Annotated in this window: 19 protein-coding genes; 17 read left to right on the forward strand and 2 right to left on the reverse strand. The window is 32.3% G+C overall.

Translation table 11 applies throughout. The features are described from left to right. Positions 1-60 precede the first annotated feature (60 nt). Both NLG42_RS08200 and NLG42_RS08205 read left to right on the forward strand, forming a co-directional pair. On the forward strand, positions 61-2337 hold the full coding sequence (locus NLG42_RS08200; protein ID WP_257683455.1) for a TonB-dependent receptor plug domain-containing protein: 2277 nt from the start codon (positions 61-63) through the stop codon (positions 2335-2337). Between the two features lie 3 nt (positions 2338-2340). After that, positions 2341-3195, forward strand: a complete 855-nt coding sequence (locus tag NLG42_RS08205) for a DUF4249 domain-containing protein (protein WP_257683456.1) — start codon at positions 2341-2343, stop codon at positions 3193-3195. 51 nt (positions 3196-3246) lie between these two features. Here NLG42_RS08205 and NLG42_RS08210 read toward each other — a convergent pair whose 3' ends face one another. Further along, complete coding sequence (locus NLG42_RS08210) at positions 3247-4581, reverse strand: hypothetical protein (RefSeq protein ID WP_257683457.1); 1335 nt, start codon at positions 4579-4581, stop codon at positions 3247-3249. A 202-nt stretch (positions 4582-4783) separates the two neighbouring features. Between NLG42_RS08210 and NLG42_RS08215 the strand changes: the two genes are divergently transcribed. The 6 genes from NLG42_RS08215 to NLG42_RS08240 all read left to right on the forward strand — a co-directional run bounded on the left by NLG42_RS08215 (position 4784) and on the right by NLG42_RS08240 (position 10590). Continuing rightward, positions 4784-5548, forward strand: a complete 765-nt coding sequence (locus NLG42_RS08215; protein ID WP_257683458.1) for an alpha/beta fold hydrolase — start codon at positions 4784-4786, stop codon at positions 5546-5548. Between the two features lie 53 nt (positions 5549-5601). Then, positions 5602-5946, forward strand: a complete 345-nt coding sequence (locus NLG42_RS08220; protein WP_089059128.1) for a phage holin family protein — start codon at positions 5602-5604, stop codon at positions 5944-5946. 107 nt (positions 5947-6053) lie between these two features. Beyond that, positions 6054-7376, forward strand: a complete 1323-nt coding sequence (locus NLG42_RS08225; RefSeq protein ID WP_257683459.1) for a trigger factor — start codon at positions 6054-6056, stop codon at positions 7374-7376. 389 nt (positions 7377-7765) lie between these two features. Beyond that, positions 7766-8440 (forward strand): ATP-dependent Clp endopeptidase proteolytic subunit ClpP, encoded by a 675-nt coding sequence (gene clpP / locus NLG42_RS08230; protein WP_089054473.1) that lies wholly within the window; start codon positions 7766-7768, stop codon positions 8438-8440. Positions 8441-8631: 191 nt separating this feature from the next. Next, on the forward strand, positions 8632-9864 hold the full coding sequence (gene clpX, locus NLG42_RS08235) for an ATP-dependent Clp protease ATP-binding subunit ClpX (RefSeq protein ID WP_089054474.1): 1233 nt from the start codon (positions 8632-8634) through the stop codon (positions 9862-9864). 129 nt (positions 9865-9993) lie between these two features. Further along, complete coding sequence (locus NLG42_RS08240; RefSeq protein WP_257683460.1) at positions 9994-10590, forward strand: hypothetical protein; 597 nt, start codon at positions 9994-9996, stop codon at positions 10588-10590. A 163-nt stretch (positions 10591-10753) separates the two neighbouring features. On the opposite strand, the gene NLG42_RS08245 is transcribed toward NLG42_RS08240, so the two are convergent. Further along, positions 10754-11719, reverse strand: a complete 966-nt coding sequence (locus NLG42_RS08245) for a GlxA family transcriptional regulator (protein ID WP_257683461.1) — start codon at positions 11717-11719, stop codon at positions 10754-10756. Between the two features lie 142 nt (positions 11720-11861). On the opposite strand from NLG42_RS08245, the gene NLG42_RS08250 reads away from it, so the two are divergent. From NLG42_RS08250 to NLG42_RS08290, 9 genes are all read left to right on the forward strand, one after another. Beyond that, entirely contained in the window at positions 11862-12272 is a 411-nt protein-coding gene (locus NLG42_RS08250) for a VOC family protein (RefSeq protein ID WP_257683462.1), read from the forward strand. A 41-nt stretch (positions 12273-12313) separates the two neighbouring features. Next, entirely contained in the window at positions 12314-12718 is a 405-nt protein-coding gene (locus NLG42_RS08255; protein WP_099720265.1) for an SRPBCC family protein, read from the forward strand. Positions 12719-12835: 117 nt separating this feature from the next. After that, positions 12836-13243: a VOC family protein gene (locus tag NLG42_RS08260; protein ID WP_099720340.1), complete on the forward strand. Its 408-nt coding sequence runs from the start codon at positions 12836-12838 to the stop codon at positions 13241-13243. Positions 13244-13245: 2 nt separating this feature from the next. After that, the gene (locus NLG42_RS08265; protein ID WP_257683463.1) at positions 13246-13626 is read left to right on the forward strand and encodes an SRPBCC family protein; all 381 of its coding nucleotides are present in this window, start codon (positions 13246-13248) and stop codon (positions 13624-13626) included. Positions 13627-13720: 94 nt separating this feature from the next. Continuing rightward, complete coding sequence (locus NLG42_RS08270; RefSeq protein ID WP_089059135.1) at positions 13721-14155, forward strand: VOC family protein; 435 nt, start codon at positions 13721-13723, stop codon at positions 14153-14155. Positions 14156-14477: 322 nt separating this feature from the next. After that, a complete protein-coding gene (locus NLG42_RS08275; protein ID WP_089059136.1) occupies positions 14478-15149 on the forward strand; it encodes a response regulator transcription factor in 672 nt (223 codons plus the stop codon). Further along, on the forward strand, positions 15149-16420 hold the full coding sequence (locus tag NLG42_RS08280; RefSeq protein WP_257683464.1) for a sensor histidine kinase: 1272 nt from the start codon (positions 15149-15151) through the stop codon (positions 16418-16420). Before NLG42_RS08275 ends, NLG42_RS08280 begins: the two co-directional genes overlap by 1 nt. Before the next feature lie 140 nt (positions 16421-16560). Beyond that, positions 16561-17985, forward strand: coding sequence for a porin (locus tag NLG42_RS08285; protein WP_257683465.1), 1425 nt, complete (start codon positions 16561-16563; stop codon positions 17983-17985). Between the two features lie 12 nt (positions 17986-17997). Continuing rightward, positions 17998-19326: an MFS transporter gene (locus NLG42_RS08290; RefSeq protein ID WP_089059139.1), complete on the forward strand. Its 1329-nt coding sequence runs from the start codon at positions 17998-18000 to the stop codon at positions 19324-19326. Positions 19327-19345: the final 19 nt, after the last annotated feature.

Raw genomic sequence — 19345 nt, forward strand, 5'->3', positions numbered from 1 at the left:
TATAACCTGACATAATTGGGTTATAATTGTTTATTTTCGCACTTTTCTTATTAAAATCAAGTGCGAAAATTCATTGTTCTCTTTTTTTTATTCTGTTTTTCCAATATAATTGCACAGACAAAAGTCATTGTTGGAAAGGTACAATCTTCTGAAAACGAAAATTTAGCTGGTGCAGCTATTACTTTCGATGCAAATAATCAACATTATCTTACTGCATCTGACTCGCTGGGCAATTTTTCTGCAAAGATCTCTTTAGGACAAGTCAAAATGATTGTTAATCGATTAGGTTATCTTGAAAAATCGATTAGCTTTAATTGTGTTAAAGACACTGTAATTTCAGTTGTTTTAGAAAAAGATGTTTCTCTTTTAAAAGAAGTAATCATATCTAATGATAAAAAAAATGGCATAACTACTTTGTCAGGAGGAAAGCTGTCTTTTAATTTAAAAGAATTGTCATCAGTCCCAACAGTTTTAGGAACGACCGATATTATTAAACTTCTGCAATTAACTCCCGGAGTTCAAAATTCTGGTGATGCAAATGGTTATTTATATGTACGCGGCGGCGATCCTGGGCATAATGCTATTTTGTACAATGGAACTTCAATATATGGAATGTCACATTTGTTAGGGATTTTTCCTTTTTATAATACAGATCATATCAAGGATGTTGAGTTTGATAAATCAAGTTCAAATGCAAAATATGGAGGACGCTTAAGTTCGACTACATTGTTGAATTCGAATAAAAAAGCACCATCAGATTTCTCTATTCAGGGGAATATTGGAATTCTGGCTTCACAATTAACTTTGGCTATTCCAGTTAGTAATGAGACAGGTTTTTATATTTCTGGAAGGAAAACATATATAGACGAAATTGTTGGACCGCTGCTTAAATCAGGTTCAGAAAACAATGATGTTCAAGATATGAAATATGGATTTTCAGATGGAAATTTTACGTTTGTGTCTCAAGTTTCAAAAAAGAATCTTTTTTTGATAGATGCTTTTGTAAGTGGTGATGAGCTGAAAGTAAAAGATGAAAATTTGGCGCTTAGAACCAGTTTGAAATGGAATAATTTTACAGTATCTCCATCTTTAATAACTACTTTTTCTCCAAAAACAAGCATGTCAAACGCTGTTTATTTTAGTCAATACTCTAATGATTTGAGTATGGAACAAGCAACAATTCAGTTTAGAGTTTCCTCATTTGTTAAAGATTTCGGATTTACAAATTCAGTTCGATACTCCATAAAAAATATCCCTTTCGAGTCAGGATTGCAATATGTTTATCATGATTTACAGCCTCAAAAAGTCAATGTTGAGAATTTGACGACTAATAATAATGCCTCGCAGGATAATGCAATTGATTCAAATGAAGCCGCTGTGTTTATAACAGCAAAGCCAAAACTTTTTGAGAACGTAACCGCTGAATTAGGACTTAGGATTAATTATTATACTTCTGGATCTAGTGATTCTTATTTGCATTTTCAGCCGCGTGCTGTTGTAAATTATTATGCAAACGATAAGTATTCTTTTTATGCTTCGTACAATAAACAATATCAGTATTTGAGTTTAATAACAACTTCAAGTGTTGGGATTCCTACGGATTTTTGGATTGCTAGTTCTGATGGAATTAAACCACAATCATCTGACGAATTTGCAATTGGATCAAATCAGAGTTTTTCAAAAAAAATCAGTTCATCATTCGGAGGATTTTATCGCTCGATGAAGGATTTATTAGAGTATCCGTATGGAATTACTCAGTTTAATGAAACCACAACTTTAAAGAATGATTTGCTGGTTGGAAAGGGAAAAGCGTACGGATTTGAAATGATGCTGAGAAAAAACAGTGGAAAATTTACAGGTTGGCTAAGTTATACCTTAAGCTGGTCAGATCGAAATTTTGATAAACTAAATAACGGAAATACTTATTTTGCGAAATACGACAGGCGGCATAATCTTTCGATTGTGGGAATGTACGATTTAAATGCAAGGTGGAATTTTGGTATTACGCAGATATTTAGTTCAGGTAACCGGTTCACAATGCCTACTTCGTGGTATTTTATAAACAATAATCCAGTCAAAGAATATTCTGGATACAATAATGCCCAAATGCCAAATTATATCCGGACAGACGTTTCTGCTAATTATTTTTTTCTGAAAACAAATAAAAAAGAAAGTGCATTGAATTTTTCTATTTACAATACATTTAATATAGAAAATCCAATTTATGTTGTTTTGAATGTTCAGGTAAATGAAGATAAATCAAGCGTAATTGTCAAACAAGAGAAGAAGGTTTTGTATCGAATTTTGCCTTCAGTAAGTTGGAGATTTAAATTTTAAGACATGAAAAAGTATATATTATTTCTTTTTGCTTTAGTAATAGTGAGTTGTTCCAAAGATGATTTTAGCGAGCAAAAAAGTCTTGAGTCTAAAGTTGTCGTTGAAGGATGGATTGAAGAGGGAGATTATGCTGAGGTTCTATTGTCTAGCAGTATTCCTGTTACAGATGTGATTGATTCGACTAATGTTTTAAATCATGTAATTAGATCGGCAAAAATCACTATTTCTGATGGGTTAACATCAGAAGTTTTGAGAGTGAAAAATGATAAAAATAGAGTTCCACCATTTGTGTATTATGGTTCCGTTTTAAAAGGAGAATCTGGAAAAAAGTATTCACTTAAAATAGAGTATTTAAACCGTCAGATAGAAGCAGTAACCACAATTCCGAAATCTGTTAAGCTTCAAAGTGCCGAGTATGTAAAAAAGAATGCATCAGATACTACAGGATACATTTTTGTGAAATTTGATGATCCTTTAGATGAAAAAAACTATTATCAGATTGCAACAAAAATTGATGGCGAAGAACCAATTTTCGTTCCATCTTTTTATGGTAATTTAGATGATAAAAATTTTGATAAAGCATCGGTTTCAGTTCAAATAAACAGAGGTGTTTTGCTTTTTCCTAAAACCAAGTTTACGCCTTATTTTGCCGATGGGGATTTAATATATGTAAAATTAAGAACTCAAAATAAAGACGCTTTAGATTTTTGGAACAGCTGGCAAAACGAAATTGTAAACAGTCGAAATCCAATTTATCCAGCAAATACAAGTTTGAAATCTAATGTAACGGGCGGAATTGGTATTTGGGCAGGATATGGGCAAAGTACTATTATTGTGAAAACGCCGCCAAAAAAATAAAGCCGATTTGAAATGTATCAAATCGGCTTTTAAATCTATTTTAAAGACTTATTAGTTTTTATCAAAAGCTTTGATGAAATCTTCAAATCTAGTTTCAAATTTTTCAAAACCTTTAGAGAAATAAGTGCTAAATGAAGCTTCGGTATTGTCGCTGAATTTTAAGTAAAGCACTTCGTCATATTCATTAGTAACTATACTTGTATCATTAGAGTCATAAGTCCAGTATCCGCCATTTTCATTTTTTGTGTCAACAACCCATTTTACATAACGTGGATAAGATCCTGATTTTTCAGTTCGTTGAACAATATCAGCTATTTTAGTTCCATCTTTTTTAGATACTAAAATCAACTTGATGTTTTTGTTGAAGTTTAAAACGGCACCTTCAGAATACTTAAGATTGCTTGTGTTTATATCTGAATAATATGTTTTGGTGCTGTAAACTGGATTTGGAAGTGTTTTTTCTAAAGCAATTTTGTCAGCCCCATCAGTAGCTAAATCCATATTGGCAACAATAATAAAGTTGTCCATTAATTTGAATAACCCATTTGCTTTTCCTCTGTATTGAATTAATTCATCATTTTCGATTAAACCATCAATGTTAGCAGTACTGCCTGAATTAAAGTCGATCAAATTTTTTCCATTGTACGTAAGAACAGCTTTAGCAGTAGTTTCGGTACCTTTTTTACCGCTCATTTCCCAAGTATAGCCATCATTTAATGTCATTTTGTATGCAAACTCATCAGGTGATGCATTTTTAGATGAATATTTTGCAGTTTGAGTAAATGTAGCTGCTTGAGCATTGTCAATTGTTAAAGTCGCATCAGATGAGCTAGGAAGGAAAATAGAGTCGTAGATTTCTTTTCCTCCGTTATTACTACTAAGGTAACCATCATAATATTTAACTTTAACATCAGAAGATACTCCTTTTGCAGAAAAAACAGTATTGTTTGCCGTTTGAGATTGTTTAGCAGGGAAAGCAAATTTTAATTCTGTTTTTGAATCTGTTTTATCCCAGCTTTTTTTAGCGTTATTCCAAGTGTAGATACCGTAAACTCCAGAAATGTTTAAGATATCTTCTACTTTATTATCATTTTTTCCGTTAAAAATATCAACAGTGCTAATGTCTAACAAACGGTTTAAATTTTCTATTGCTTCAATAGCGCTTGAGCTTTTTGATTTGTCTAACTGAGTCAGCATTTCATTAGCTTCAGCTTCTAATTTTATTTTTTGATCTGCTGGAGTTAATTTTGAGTACGGTTGTTTAACGATTTCAGCAATTTGTTCTGCTAATGTTTGTTCAGTTGTCGTCTCAGGACTATCTTCACTAGAGCAAGAAACTGTAAGTTGAGAAACAACTAATGATAATAAAAGAAATTTTCTGATCATGGTTTGTGTATAAATTAAATTAAAGTAGGTTTTTTCGTATATCGAAATTTACGCTGCAAGGTACATTTTAAGTTTGGTTCTTTGTTACGGGAAACCGTAAAAGGTAGACTTTTTTTTGTTAAAAAAATGAAGCAAATTTATGCCATTAGAGATTGATGGATAAGTTTTTTACCTTTGTTTTAGTTTTAAAAGAAAAATATAAATGTTATACTCAAAAATAGAAGGCGAAGGAAAACCATTTATCATCATGCACGGATTTCTAGGTATGTCTGATAATTGGAAAACACTTGCGGGACAATATGTAGAAGCGGGATTTCAGGTTCATATTTTAGATTTACGAAATCACGGGCGTAGTTTTCATTCTGATGAATGGAGTTATGAAGCAATGGTTCAGGATGTATTTGAATATTGTAATGCAAATAATCTAACTAGAATTGATATCCTCGGACATTCAATGGGTGGAAAAGTAGCCATGCTTTTTGCGGCAACACATCCTGAAATTGTAGATAGATTAATTGTTGCAGATATTGGCCCTAAATTCTATAAACAGCATCATCAAGATATTTTAGCAGGATTAAATGCAGTTGATTTTTCTGTAAAACCAAGCCGAAATGATGTTGAAGAAATAGTAGCGCAATACGTACCTGATTTTGGAACTCGTCAGTTCTTATTAAAAAATTTATATTGGAAGGAACCTGGACAATTGGCATTTAGATTTAATTTAGCCGTTTTTAATAATAATTTAGATGCAATAGGAAAACCGCTGGCAGATAATTTGGTTTTTGATAAATCAACATTATTTATAAGAGGTGGAAATTCAGGCTATATTCAGGATTCAGATCTTGAAGATATTCGAAAACATTTTCCAAATTTTAAATTAGAAACTATTCCAAATGCAGGGCATTGGCTTCATGCTGAAAATCCAAAAATGTTTTTTGAATTGACAACAACGTTTTTAAAAGAGTAATTTTTTTGATGAAAAATTTGTTACTTTTATTAAAATTTTAAAAAGAAAAAGATATGAAATTATTACTCAGACTTCTTGTTACCGCTGCTTTGGTTTTGTTAATTGCTAACTTTCTTACAGGAGTGCATGTGGCCAGTTTTACTACAGCAATTATCGTTGCAGTGGTTTTAGGGTTATTGAATCTTTTTATAAAACCAATATTGGTTATTTTAACATTGCCGGTTACAGTGATTACATTGGGATTGTTTTTATTGGTTATTAATGCCATTATTATTTTGTTGTGTACTAATATTGTAGGAGGATTTGCAGTTGATTCATTCTGGACAGCTTTATGGTTTAGTGTTATATTATCTATTCTGCAATCTATTACATATAAAATAGTAGGAGACGATAAATAAAAAGTGACTTAAAAACCACTTCAAATACAATATATTAAAAACTTGGTTGGGTTGCAAAAATTTTATAATTTTGCAACCCAATTTTATTATGTAAATTAAAGAAGAAGATGGATATTAAAAGAGTAGCAATAGACGCTGTGAATGAAACGATTGTATTAAACGTTGTTCACATGGATTATAAAGGTCAAGTAGCAAAAAGAATAAACGAAAAAATGCCATTGGCTACCGTGAAAGGTTTTAGAAAAGGACAAGTTCCTAAAGACCTTGTTGAAAAACAATACGGAAAAGCGATCAAGCAAGAAGAAGTTAAAAAAGTAGTTGATTTAGCTTTAGAGCGTTTTGTTCAATCTGAAAGATTAAATCTTTTAGGAACTCCTCTTACTAAAGAAAACGAAAACTTTGATTGGGATGCTGAAGAACTAACTTTCGAATATGAAATTGGTTTAGTTCCAAACTTCGAAATTGATTTAGAAGCAAAAAATAATATCGTAAAATATATCGTAACGGCTGATGATAAATTAATCGACGGTCAAGTTGAACGTATCCAAAAACAATTCGGAAAAGCAATCCCGCAAGAAGTGGTGTCTGCAGATTCTGATTTAACTGGAACTTTCTCAAACGAAGAAAAAGGTATCAACAATACAACTACAATTTCATTATCTACTTTCAATAAAGCTGCTGGAGATAAATTCATCGGTAAAAAAGTTGGAGATGTTGTTGCAGTAAGCACAAAAGGTTTATTTGAAGATGATCACCAATTAATGGATTACTTAAAAGTATCTCATGATGATGTTCACGGTTTAGATATCGAAGTAAACTTTACAATTGAAGCGATCAACGGAGCTGAATTAGCGGAATTAAACCAAGAGTTATTTGATAAACTTTTTGGAGAAGGAAAAGTAGCTTCTTTAGAAGATTTAAAATCTAAAATTAAAGAAGACGCTGAAGCTCAATTTGCACAACAAGCAGATCAAAAATTATTGTTAGACGTTCAAGATTTCTTGATCGAAAGCACAAAATTTGATTTACCAGCTGAATTCCTTAAAAAATGGTTACAAACTGTTGGAGAGAAAAAACTTTCTGCAGAAGAAGCTGAAGTTGAATACGCAAGATCTGAAAAAGGTTTACGTTTTCAATTAATAGAAGGAAAAGCTATGGCTCAAAGTAATATCCAAATTACATTTGATGATTTGAAAGCTTTTACAACAGGCGCTATCAAACAACAAATGGCTCAATTTGGTCAAACTAACCCAACTGACGAAGAAGTTCAAGGAATTGTGGCTAGAGTTTTATCTAACCAAGAAGAGGTGAAAAGACTTTCTGAGCAAGTTGTTGCGGAGAAATTGTTAGAATTGTTTAAAGAAAAAGCAAATCCAACAACTAAAGAAGTAACTTACGAAGAATTTATTGCTGCTTCTTACGGAGAATAATTTCTAAAACAATACATAATTTTGAGCGTCAGGAAGTTTTTTCTTGACGCTCTTTTGTTTTAATTTATTTTTGATTACTTTTCAGAAGCTAATCCAGCTATCCGTTACAAGTTTTTTTCTTCCGTTTTAGTTTTTTTTATTCTTGCAAGAGCTTCTTTCAGTCGCTTTCCAAGAATAAAAAAAACTAAAAACCGGAATTCAAAAAGCTTTTCACTACTATCTGGGCTATCTAAGAAGTGAGTCCGAGAACTTGAAACCTGAAACTGGAAATAAAATTAAACCTGAAACAAATTTTCAAAATAAGACAAATTGACATCCTTTAGAAAGAGGTACAACCTTTGATGAAAGAATATATACATTAAATAAAGTAAAACTTAGAACAGATACATATGAACTACGGTAAAGAATTCAAAAAATTTGCTACAAAGCATCAAGGAGTGAACGCTATGTACTATGACAAAATCATAGCAGCGATGAATCCAACTAATATGACTCCATATATTATCGAAGAGCGTCAGTTGAATATTTCTCAATTAGATGTGTTTTCAAGATTGATGATGGATAGAATTATTTTTTTAGGAACAGGTATCGATGATCAAATTGCAAACATCGTTCAGGCTCAATTACTATTCTTAGAAAGTGCTGATGCTTCAAAAGATATCCAAATTTACTTAAACTCTCCAGGAGGAAGCGTTTATGCAGGATTAGGTATTTACGATACGATGCAATACATCAAACCAGACGTAGCAACAATTTGTACAGGAATGGCAGCTTCTATGGGAGCAGTTTTATTATGTGCAGGAGCAGCAGGAAAACGTTCGGCTTTACCACATTCAAGAGTTATGATTCACCAGCCGTCAGGAGGAGCACAAGGAGTTGCAACTGATATGGAAATCAACTTACGCGAAATGTTGAAATTGAAAGATGAATTATACAATATCATCTCGCAGCATTCAGGACAAACTTTTGACAAAGTGCACAAAGACAGTGAGCGTGATTACTGGATGATTGCAGACGAAGCAAAAGAATACGGAATGATTGATGAAGTATTAAGAAGAGGATAATTTTTTTAAAGGTTCAAAGTTGTTGAGGAACTATCCTGAGGCCTCGGGACTAAGATTAACTTGAAACCTGAAACAAAATTAAACTTGAAACAAAAAACAAATATTAAGCTGTAAAGAAGTTAAGTTTTTAAGTTTTAAATTAAAAAGCTTAGAAACTTAGTATCTTTGCAGCTTAGTAACTTAAATAAAGAATGGCAAAAGTAGTATTAGAATGTTCGTTTTGTGGAAGAAAAAAGCCAGAAACTAATTTATTAATTGCAGGTATTAATGCACATATCTGTGATAAGTGTATTGAACAAGCACACGGAATTGTATTAGAAGAATTAAAATCAAGCGGAAGCTCAAAACTTGTTGGTGACTTAATTTTAAAGAAACCAAAAGAAATTAGAGCTTTCTTAGATCAATACGTTATTGGGCAAGACCAGACAAAAAAAGTAATGTCGGTTGCCGTTTACAATCACTACAAACGTTTAATGCAGCAGCAATTAGATGACGAAGTAGAGATTGAAAAAAGTAACATTATCATGGTTGGTCAAACCGGAACAGGAAAAACATTAGTTGCTAAAACTATCGCAAAAATGTTAGACGTTCCTTTGGCTATTGTTGATGCAACTGTATTAACAGAAGCAGGTTATGTAGGAGAAGATGTTGAAAGTATTTTGACACGTTTACTGCAAGCTGCGGATTATGATGTAACCAAAGCCGAAAGAGGAATTGTGTTTATCGATGAAATTGATAAAATCGCACGTAAGAGCGATAACCCATCAATAACACGTGACGTTTCTGGAGAAGGTGTTCAGCAGGCATTATTAAAATTATTAGAAGGAACAGTTGTAAACGTACCGCCAAAAGGAGGACGTAAACATCCAGATCAAAAATTTGTTGAGGTAAATACTCAAAACATCTTGTTTATTGCTGGTGGTGCTTTTGATGGAGTTGAGCGTATTATTTCAAAACGTTTAAACCGTCAGGCAGTTGGATACTCAACTTCTAAAAATGTTGATAATATTGACAAAGACAATTTACTGCAATACATTATTCCTAAAGATATTAAGGATTTTGGATTGATTCCAGAGATTATTGGTCGTTTGCCAGTTCTAACACATATGGATCCATTAGATCGCGAAACACTGCGTGCGATTTTAACACAGCCTAAAAATGCACTAGTAAAACAATATCAGAAATTATTTTTAATGGATGAGGTTGAATTTACAATTACAGATGAAGCATTAGATTTTATTGTTGATAAAGCATTAGAGTATAAATTAGGAGCTCGTGGATTACGTTCGCTTTGCGAAGCAATCTTAACAGATGCAATGTACGAACTGCCAAGTTCTGATGATAAAGTTTTATCAATCGATAAGGATTATGCAGAACATACTTTAAGTAAAAACTTATTGAAGCGTATGGAAATCGCTTCGTAAATTTTAAAAGATATTTTTTTAGAACCTGTTCATTTTTTGAGCAGGTTTTTTTATTGAATATTCTTAAATCATATTTTTCTTTCTTTACTTAAAATAATATATTTGAGACTTAATCTTTTACCATAAATTATGATAACTGAAGTTTTGAAAAATTTAGCTCATCTATATTATCCTAAAAATATATGTCCGTGGACTCAAAAAGAGTTATATTTTGAAACTGCAGAATATAAAAGATTACAGTCATTAATTGAATTTTTTGATTCAGATAGCAATCAGGAAATTCGAAGCAATATTAAAGCCGAATTTGCTAAAGATTCAGTTTTGAAAGATTTTCAAGATTTTTCTAGGCTTGATAATCAGGATCGATGTTATACTTTTTTTTTGAATGTCGTTGAGGAAGGAGAATTGTGTTCTATAACCTTATATTTGAGTATATTGATTCCTTATTATGTAATTAGCGTTTTGGTTCATAAAAACCAAATGATCATACCAAGAGCTAGAATTGAAGAATTGGAAAAGGAAAATTTAGATCCAAGGAAAATTAAAGATTTGGTTTTAGAAGTAGAAAATATAGTTGAAAAAAAGTTGTTTTATTCAAAATTTCCAAATGAAATATTAAACAATAAATTTGAAGATTTTAGTTTTCAAGATTCATACTTAGGCGAATTTAAAATGTTTAATGCTTTTTTCAATAATCAAGTTATTCATCAAGAAGAAAAACAATAATTAAGAATTAATTGATATTTTGAAAACAAAAAGTTCTAAATCAGCCCTGATCGAAACGGCATCCTTTTGTTGCGGTCCCGAGGCTTCGGGACGCAACAAAAGATATAGTGTAGAGCAGGACAAAAGTTTTTTTTGAAATCGAAATGTTCTGCTTCAAAAAAAACTACTGCACCCTAAACTTTTCTCGATATTCAATAGGTTTCATTCCAACCATTTTATAAAATACCTTTCTAAATGCTTTTGGGTCATTATATCCTGTTTTTTCTATAATTTCTGAAATAGAAAGCTGCGTTTGTTCAAGATATTTTTTAGAACTCTCGACTCTAATATTTTGCAGATATTCAATTGGCGGAATCCCGGTAACTTGTTTAAAACGACGTGTCATGTTTCTGGCACTGGTAGGAATGTCTTTTGTAATTTCTTCTAGTTTTTCTATGCTGTGATATTGACTTTCAATTTTATGCTGTAACATAGCAACCAAAGTATCATTATGCAAATGATTCGGCCTAAAAGTGCTGAAATAACTTTGTTTATATCGATTTAAATCAATCGAGAAAATCTTAGCAATTTGTACCGCAATTTCATTTCCGCAATATTTCTGAACCAAAAGAATCAATAAATGAAATGTTGAGGTCGAACCGCCGCTTGTATACAAACTGCCATCTGCAGTTAAAGTTTCTTCCGGTTTTAATTTTACCATCGGAAAAGCTTTTGTAAAAGCACTGCAGGCATCAACATGAGTAGTAGCCAGTTTTTCGTTTAATAACCCTGATGCAGCAAATAAAAATGCTCCTGTACAGAAGCTTGCCAATTCAGCTCCAGATTGGTGCTGCTTTTTTAACCACGGAATAAAATTTTTATTCTTAGCGATCATTCCGCTCATATCATCAGTAGTGAAAGCAGGAATCAAAATCAAATCCAAAACTTTATTTGAAGTTTCAATTGAGTTGGTTTCATATCCAAATAAAATTCCCTGATTAATTTGTTCTGCCGATTGAAAAACCATAATGTCAAATGGTTTTTCGGATTCCTTACTTAATTTATTTGCCGTTTCAAATACTTCTAAAATTGCAGCAATACTCAACAATTTATAGTCGTGAGGCACGATTAAACCTACTCTTTTGTTCATGATTTTGTGGTTTTTTGGAAAATTAATTGTGTAACAAATGTAAGTAAAATGTCTTAAATGCCCCTAAAGTTGACTTTTATTGTATCCTAAAGCCAATTGTAATATTCTAAATTTGTTTTAAATAATTGTAACTTTAGATATTATGGACACGAAAATTTATATAAATCTTGCTGTAAAAGATTTAAAAAGAGCAATATCATTTTTTAATGAATTGGGTTTTTCTACCAATTTGAAATTTACAAATGAAAAGGGAGCCTGTATAGTTATTGGCAAAAACATAAATGTAATGCTTTTGCTTGAAGAGTTTTATAAAACGTTTACTGATAAGGAGATTTGTGATTCAAATAAAACTAGTGAAGTTCTTATTTCCATTTCTGTTGAAACACGTAAAGAGGTCGACGAAATAATAGACAAAGCAGTTAAAGCCGGTGGAACAGATTATCAAAGAACAAACGATTACGGATGGATGTACCAACGAACTTTTCTGGATTTAGACGGGCATCATTGGGAAGTTTTCTTTATGGATGAAACGCAGATTCCAGAGCAGATGTAATTAGAATATAAATCAAAGTATAATTTTTAAAAATATAAATAATGATAACAGTACAAAATACTATCAACGCATCTATAAACAAAGTATGGGATTTTTGGACATCTCCAGAACATATTACAAAATGGAGTTTTGCGTCTCCAGAATGGCATACGCCTTATGCCGAAAATGATTTACAAGAAGGTGGAAAATTCAAATCGACGATGGCAGCAAAAGATGGCAGCATGAGTTTTGATTTTGAAGGGGAATATACATTGGTTAAACCAAATGAAAATATTGAATACATAATGGCCGATGGCAGAAAAGTTGAAATTAGCTTTAAAGAAACTGAAAAAGGAGTAGAAGTAATTGAAAGTTTTGACCCAGAAACTCAAAATCCTGAAGAAATGCAGCGTGGCGGATGGCAGGCTATTTTGGATAATTTTAAAAGTTACGTCGAGAATAATTAGTTTTTTTAGGTTCAAAGACTCATAGGTGCATAGATTCAAAGAATTAAACTGTGACAAAGTAAACATTATGTCTTAGTGCCTTCGTAATAAAAAATGTTTAATGAAAAACATCAAAAAATGACAAAGCAAATATGGCTGAATCTGCCGGTAAAAGAGGTGGCAGTTTCAAAAGCTTTTTTTTCGAAAATAGGATTCTCTTTTAATGAAGAACATGATACGCCAAGTTCGACCTGCATGATAGTTGGTGAAGGGAAATTTGTAGTAATGCTTTTTGAAGAATCACTTTTTGCGAGTTTCTCTCAGAACAGCTTAACAGATACAAAACTAAGTTCTGAAGTTCTGATTTCTATTGATGCAGAAAGTAAAGAAGAAGTCGATGAACTAGCCAAAAAAGTGCAAGATGCCGGCGGTACTATCTTTGCTCCGCCTGCAGAAAGTCAAGGTTGGATGTATGGTTTTGGCTTTGCTGATACAGATGGTCATCGATGGAATGTTTTATTTATGGATTTTGCTAAACTATCATAATTATGGAAACTTTAGAATTTACAATCAAAATTAAAGCTCCAGCAGAGAAAGTTTGGGATGTTTTATGGAATGAAGAAACGTATAAAAAATGGACAAGTGTTTTTTGCGAAGGATCTCATACCATAAGCAACTGGAACGAAGGGGATAAAATACATTTTATGTCACCAAACGGAGAAGGAATGTATAGCATAATCGAAACCAAAACTCAAAATGAATATATGGCTTTTAAGCATTTAGGAGAAATAAAAAATTTTGAAGAACAGCCTCTTGATGAAGAAACAAAAAAATGGACAGGTGCAATGGAAACCTATCGTTTAATTCCTGAAGAGGAGTTCACGACCTTAATTACTCAGGTAGATGTAGTGGAGAAATATTTAGATTAATTCAAAGAAACTTTCCCAAACGGGCTGGAAAAAGTAAAAGAACTTTCAGAAAAATAGAAGACAAAAAACAAATAATAACAAAAAACAAGAAATCATGACAACAGTAAATCCTTATTTAATTTTTAACGGAAATTGCGAAGAAGCATTTCTATTTTACAAATCAGTTTTTGGAGGAGAATTTCCTTATATCGGAAAATTTAAAGATATGCCGGCAGAAGAAGGCTGCGCACAAGTTTCAGAAAAAGATGCCAATCGTATTATGCACGTTTCATTGCCAATTGGAAATACCATTTTGATGGGAAGCGATAGTAATGAGCAATCAGGAGATGTTGCTTTTGGAGCGAATTTTTCTATTTCAATAAATGTAGAAAGTACAACGGAAGCGGATAGAATTTTTAACGGACTTTCGGCGGGTGGAATTGTTTTCATGCCAATGAACAAAACATTTTGGGGAGCTTATTTCGGAATGTTTAAAGACAAATTCGGTGTGAGCTGGATGGTAAATTTTGACGAAAACATGAATAGTTAATTGAGATTCAAATCTTGGGTGTTTTTGCCACAGGTTTTAGATAATCTTACTGATAAAGAGTAAATTTTTGCAGCGAATTTCACGAGTTAATTTCACTTCATTAATGATTTTGTTTTTTTATGAAATTAAAACAAGAAATAAATTAGTAAAATTCGCTGCAAGAATAAAGCATATAAAAGGGAAAATCTTATTCTTTCGTATTTTAAAGAGACATTTTTAGATGTCTTTTTTTATGTTTATTAATTTTATGATAAGAAAAAGATTATATTTATAGCTTATCGTTAAATATATAACGAAGCTTTAAATTTAAACCTAATTATAGATGAAATTACTTTTGGTTGAAGATAATCCAGAATTGGTAAAAAGCATTGGTAGTTACCTCGTTCATGAAAACAATATTTGTGAAATGGCATTTACTATTGAAGAGGCGCGTGAAAAACTGGCTTTGTTTAGTTATGATTGTCTTATTTTAGACATTATGCTGCCAGATGGAAATGGAATTAATTTGCTTAAATTTATTAAAAAAGAAGAAATTGAAATTTGTGTGATCATAATTTCGGCTAAGAATTCTTTAGATTTTAAGGTCACAGGATTTGATGAAGGAGCAGATGATTATATTACAAAACCATTTCCATTGCCGGAATTATACTCTAGAATCAAAGCTGTAACACGTAGAAATAATAAAAGCAGAAACTATATCGAATTTAATGACATTGTAGTTGATCTGCTTTCAATGGAAACTAAAATCAATGAATTGCCAATTATTCTTACCAGAAAAGAAACTAATTTGTTGATTTATTTTCTCAATAATCAAAATAGGATTCTTTCAAGACAGGCAATAGCATCTCATCTTTGGGGAGATTATACAGATAATCTAGACAATTTTGATTTTGTATACCAGCATATTAAGAATCTTCGGAAAAAAATTACCGATGCTGGAGGAGAAGATTGTATCAGTACAATTTACGGACTTGGCTATAAGATGAGCACGTAATGACACGTTTAAATTATCGTTATACGAAAGCCTATTCTTTAGTTACTTTTTTTGTACTGCTCATTGGTTTTTCTATCGTTTATACAGCAGTAAAAAGAAGTGCTTCTCAAGCTACAATAGGCGAATTAAAGCATTTAAATGCAATTATTGCCAAACAAATTGAATCTGGCTGCGACTTTACAGAACATAACTCCAGGAAAAATGTAGCGATACAATCTCTCACTGAAAAAAACGCTATAGAAACAGTAAAGTTTAAAGTGGTCTGGAGTGAGGAATTGCAGGATAATGTAACAGAAGTTTGCGTTACAACCATCCATAAAATCAACAATAAGTACTATGGAATTTCGAGTCATACCTTTATGATTATCACCAATGATATTTATTTGAACGGTATTTTTATGGTATTTGCTTGGACTTTTATTTTTCTTACTTCAATGGTAATTGTATTAAGTGAAGTCATTTCGGGCTATTTCCTCTCTCCGTTTAATGCCACTTTAAGATCTGTTAAGAAATTTACAATAAATCAAAAGGCTAATATCAAACTCGAGAAAACAAATACGCTTGAGTTTCAGGAATTAAATCGATTTTTGAAAAAAATGACCAAAAGAGCCCAGAAAGATTTCATTGCACAAAAAGAATTTTCTGAAAATGCCTCACACGAATTGCAAACTCCTATAGCAGTTATTAAAGCTAAAATAGAGCTTCTGCTGCAATCAAATCTTGATGAAGAACAGTTGGTTAAACTAACTTCTATGTTGGAAGAGTTAGAAAAGCTTTCCAAGATTAACCAATCCTTGACCTTGCTCATAAAACTTGAAAATTTTGAAAACAAAGAGAATTGCTATACTGATATTAGTGCTTTAGTCGAAGAAACAAACTCTTTTTTTTCTGATTTGATTGAAATGAAAAATATTAGGTTAACCAAAAACATAAAAAAAGGTGTACTGATTAACATGGATGAGAATCTGGCAAGAATTTTATTAAATAATCTTTTCAGTAATGCCATCCGACACAATTTTGCGGGAGGAGAAATTATAATCGAGATTTCAGATTTAAAACTAAAAATAAAAAATACAGGATACGCGCCTTCAGTTCCAATAGACGAATTGTTTGGCAGATTTAAAAAAGGCAATCAGTCATTAGATTCTATTGGAATAGGCCTTGCAATTGCAAAAAAGATCTGCGAAATTTTCGATCATTCTATCTATTACTACTACATTTCTTCCTTTCATATTCTTGAAATTAAATTTTTTAAAAAGTCAGATACTTAGATATTTGACTTCTAACTGACACAATCAAAATTTCAAGTAAAACATAGATTTACTTCAATATTGCTTCAAGATGGACCTTTTAATTTGCTGATACAAAATGCAGTTTTCAATTATTAATGGGTTTAAATTTAATGAGCTATATGAAAAAAGACGTGTTTAGAATTTTTATGGGATTAATTTGTGTCCTGAGTATAGGGAATTTGAAAGCTCAGGAAATTAAAGATCCTGAAGCTGTTAAAAAGGAAAGTCCTAAATCGAAAGTACAGCCTTTGGGCGATTTAAAAATTAAGTTTAATGAGGATGGAAGCAAATATTTAAAATTTGGTTTTTCCAATCAAGCTTGGTTTAGGGTTATAGAAAATAATCCAGGAACATTGGTCAATGGAGTACCACAGTCGACCACATATGATGCAGGAATTAGAAGAATGAGAATTACTGCAACAGGTCAGCTTTCACCCAGATATTTAATGTTTGTTCAAATGGGAATGAACAATCAATCCTTTATTTCTGGCGGAGGAACAGGAACGGGAGGTAATGGCGCTGGTAAAAAAGCGGTATTCTTTATACATGATGCTTACAATGAGTTCGCCGTACTGCCATTGATGAACAGTGAAACTAAAAAAGTAAATGATTTTAGTCTTTATCTGGGAGCAGGTCTGCACAGTTGGAATGGAGTGAGTCGTTTAACAAATGCAAGCTCAACTAAAGTATTAACTTTAGATCTGCCGGTTTTTAATTTTATTAACATCGAAGTCTCAGATCAATTTGCGAGACAATTTGGTATTTTTGCCCATGGTGAATATAAAAAAGCGGCTTATAGAGTAAATGTAAATAAACCTTTTGCAACCAATTTGATACCTGCTGTTGGAGGTGGTGCTGTAGATAATAATAAGAGTGGTAAACTTTCGTATTCTGGATATTTTGACTATCAGTTTTTTGATACTGAAAATAGGAGTGCTCCATTTTTAGTAGGTACTTATCTAGGGGAAAAGAAGATTTTAAATGTAGGTGCAGGATTTTATTCGACAAAAGATGGAACGCTCACGCAGCCTTCGGAAGGAGTCTTTAAAAGTCATGATATCATGGTTCTAGGCTTGGATGTATTTACAGAACTGCCTGTTGGACCAAAAGAAAAAAAGATGTCACTTTCATTTCTTAGTGTTTTTTATAATTACAATTTTGGACCAGATTATATTCGGACTACAGGAATAATGAATCCAGGAACCGCCGATTTGAATTTTAAAGGACCAATAGCTAAAGAAGGTTTTGGAAATGCAAGATATCTTTTAGGAACCGGACAGATTTGGTATACACAAGCTGGATTTTTACTGCCTAAGTTTAGCGATAAAATCCGAATACAGCCTTTTGCAGCCTACACTTTAAAAAATATGGAAGCACTTCAAAAAGAAGGAAGTTATTATGATCTTGGAACTAATCTTCTGCTTGACGGACACAATGCAAAAGTTTCATTTCAATATTCCAGTCGTCCATTATATAATAAAATAACAAATAATGTTTTTGAAAGAGCCGGTGAGTTTATTGCTTCTGTTCAAATATGTCTTTAATATACTTAAATTATGTCAAAAAAAATAAACGTTGTGTCTGACCAAATGACAACAAGTCGTCGCTTAAAAGCTATTATGAGCGGATCAATTGGAAACCTTGTAGAATGGTATGATTGGTATGCTTACTCTGCATTTTCAATTTACTTTGCTCCTGTGTTTTTTCCACAAAGCGACAGTACCGTACAATTATTGAATACAGCTGGAATTTTTGCTGTAGGATTTCTAATGCGTCCTATTGGCGGATGGCTTTTTGGAAGTCTTGCAGATCGAGTTGGCCGAAAATTTTCTATGACCTTATCCGTTTTGCTAATGTCTTTAGGTTCGCTGTTGATCGCATTGACGCCGTCTTATGAATCTATAGGTGTTCTGGCTCCAATTTTATTATTGATCGCAAGACTGCTTCAGGGATTAAGTGTAGGGGGTGAATACGGAACTTCAGCAACTTATTTGAGTGAAATGGCAACTGCAAAACATAGAGGTTTCTTTTCAAGTTTTCAATATGTCACATTAATTGGAGGACAGTTAATAGCACTTGGAATTCAATTAGTAATGCAAAAACTATTTTTGACGGAAGACCAAATGCACGAATGGGGCTGGAGAGTGCCGTTTTTTATTGGAGCCGTACTTTCATTGGTAGCCTTATACTTAAGAAGTCATATGGAAGAAACTAATGAATTTAAAATCATAAAAAATACAAATGAGGAAACTGTAAAAAAGAAAAGTGGTTCTTTGAGAGAATTGATGCGTCATAAAAAATCTTTAGGTATAGTAGTCGGTTTAACACTGGGAGGTACAATTGCATTTTATACTTATAGTACTTATATGCAAAAATTTCTTGTCAATACAGTTCATCTATCAAAAGATGATTCTACATTAGTTACCTTTTTATCGCTGTTGATATTTGCCTTGATTCAGCCCGTTTTTGGTTTGTTATCTGATAAAATAGGTAGAAAACCATTGCTTTTGGCTTTTGGAATTTTAGGTACTTTGGCCACCTATCCATTGCTTTCAGCAGTATCAGGAGCTTCTGAAAAGTGGGAAGCTTTTGGTTATATTATGATTGCTTTAATAATCGTAAGTGGATATACCTCTATTAATGCAGTGGTGAAAGCCGAATTATTTCCAACAGAAATTCGTGCGCTTGGAGTAGGATTCCCTTATTCTGTTACCGTGGCAATTTTTGGAGGAACAGCAGAGTATATTGCACTTTGGTTTAAAAATGTTGGACATGAGACCTATTTTTATTGGTACGTTACGGGATGTATTTTTATCTCTTTGATTGTATACAGTTTTATGAAAGATACACGGAAAACGTCCACTTTTGGAGATACAAATGATTAGCTGTGGGTCGTATTTAATA

This window comes from Flavobacterium plurextorum (assembly GCF_024638035.1).
Lineage (GTDB): Bacteria > Bacteroidota > Bacteroidia > Flavobacteriales > Flavobacteriaceae > Flavobacterium > Flavobacterium plurextorum.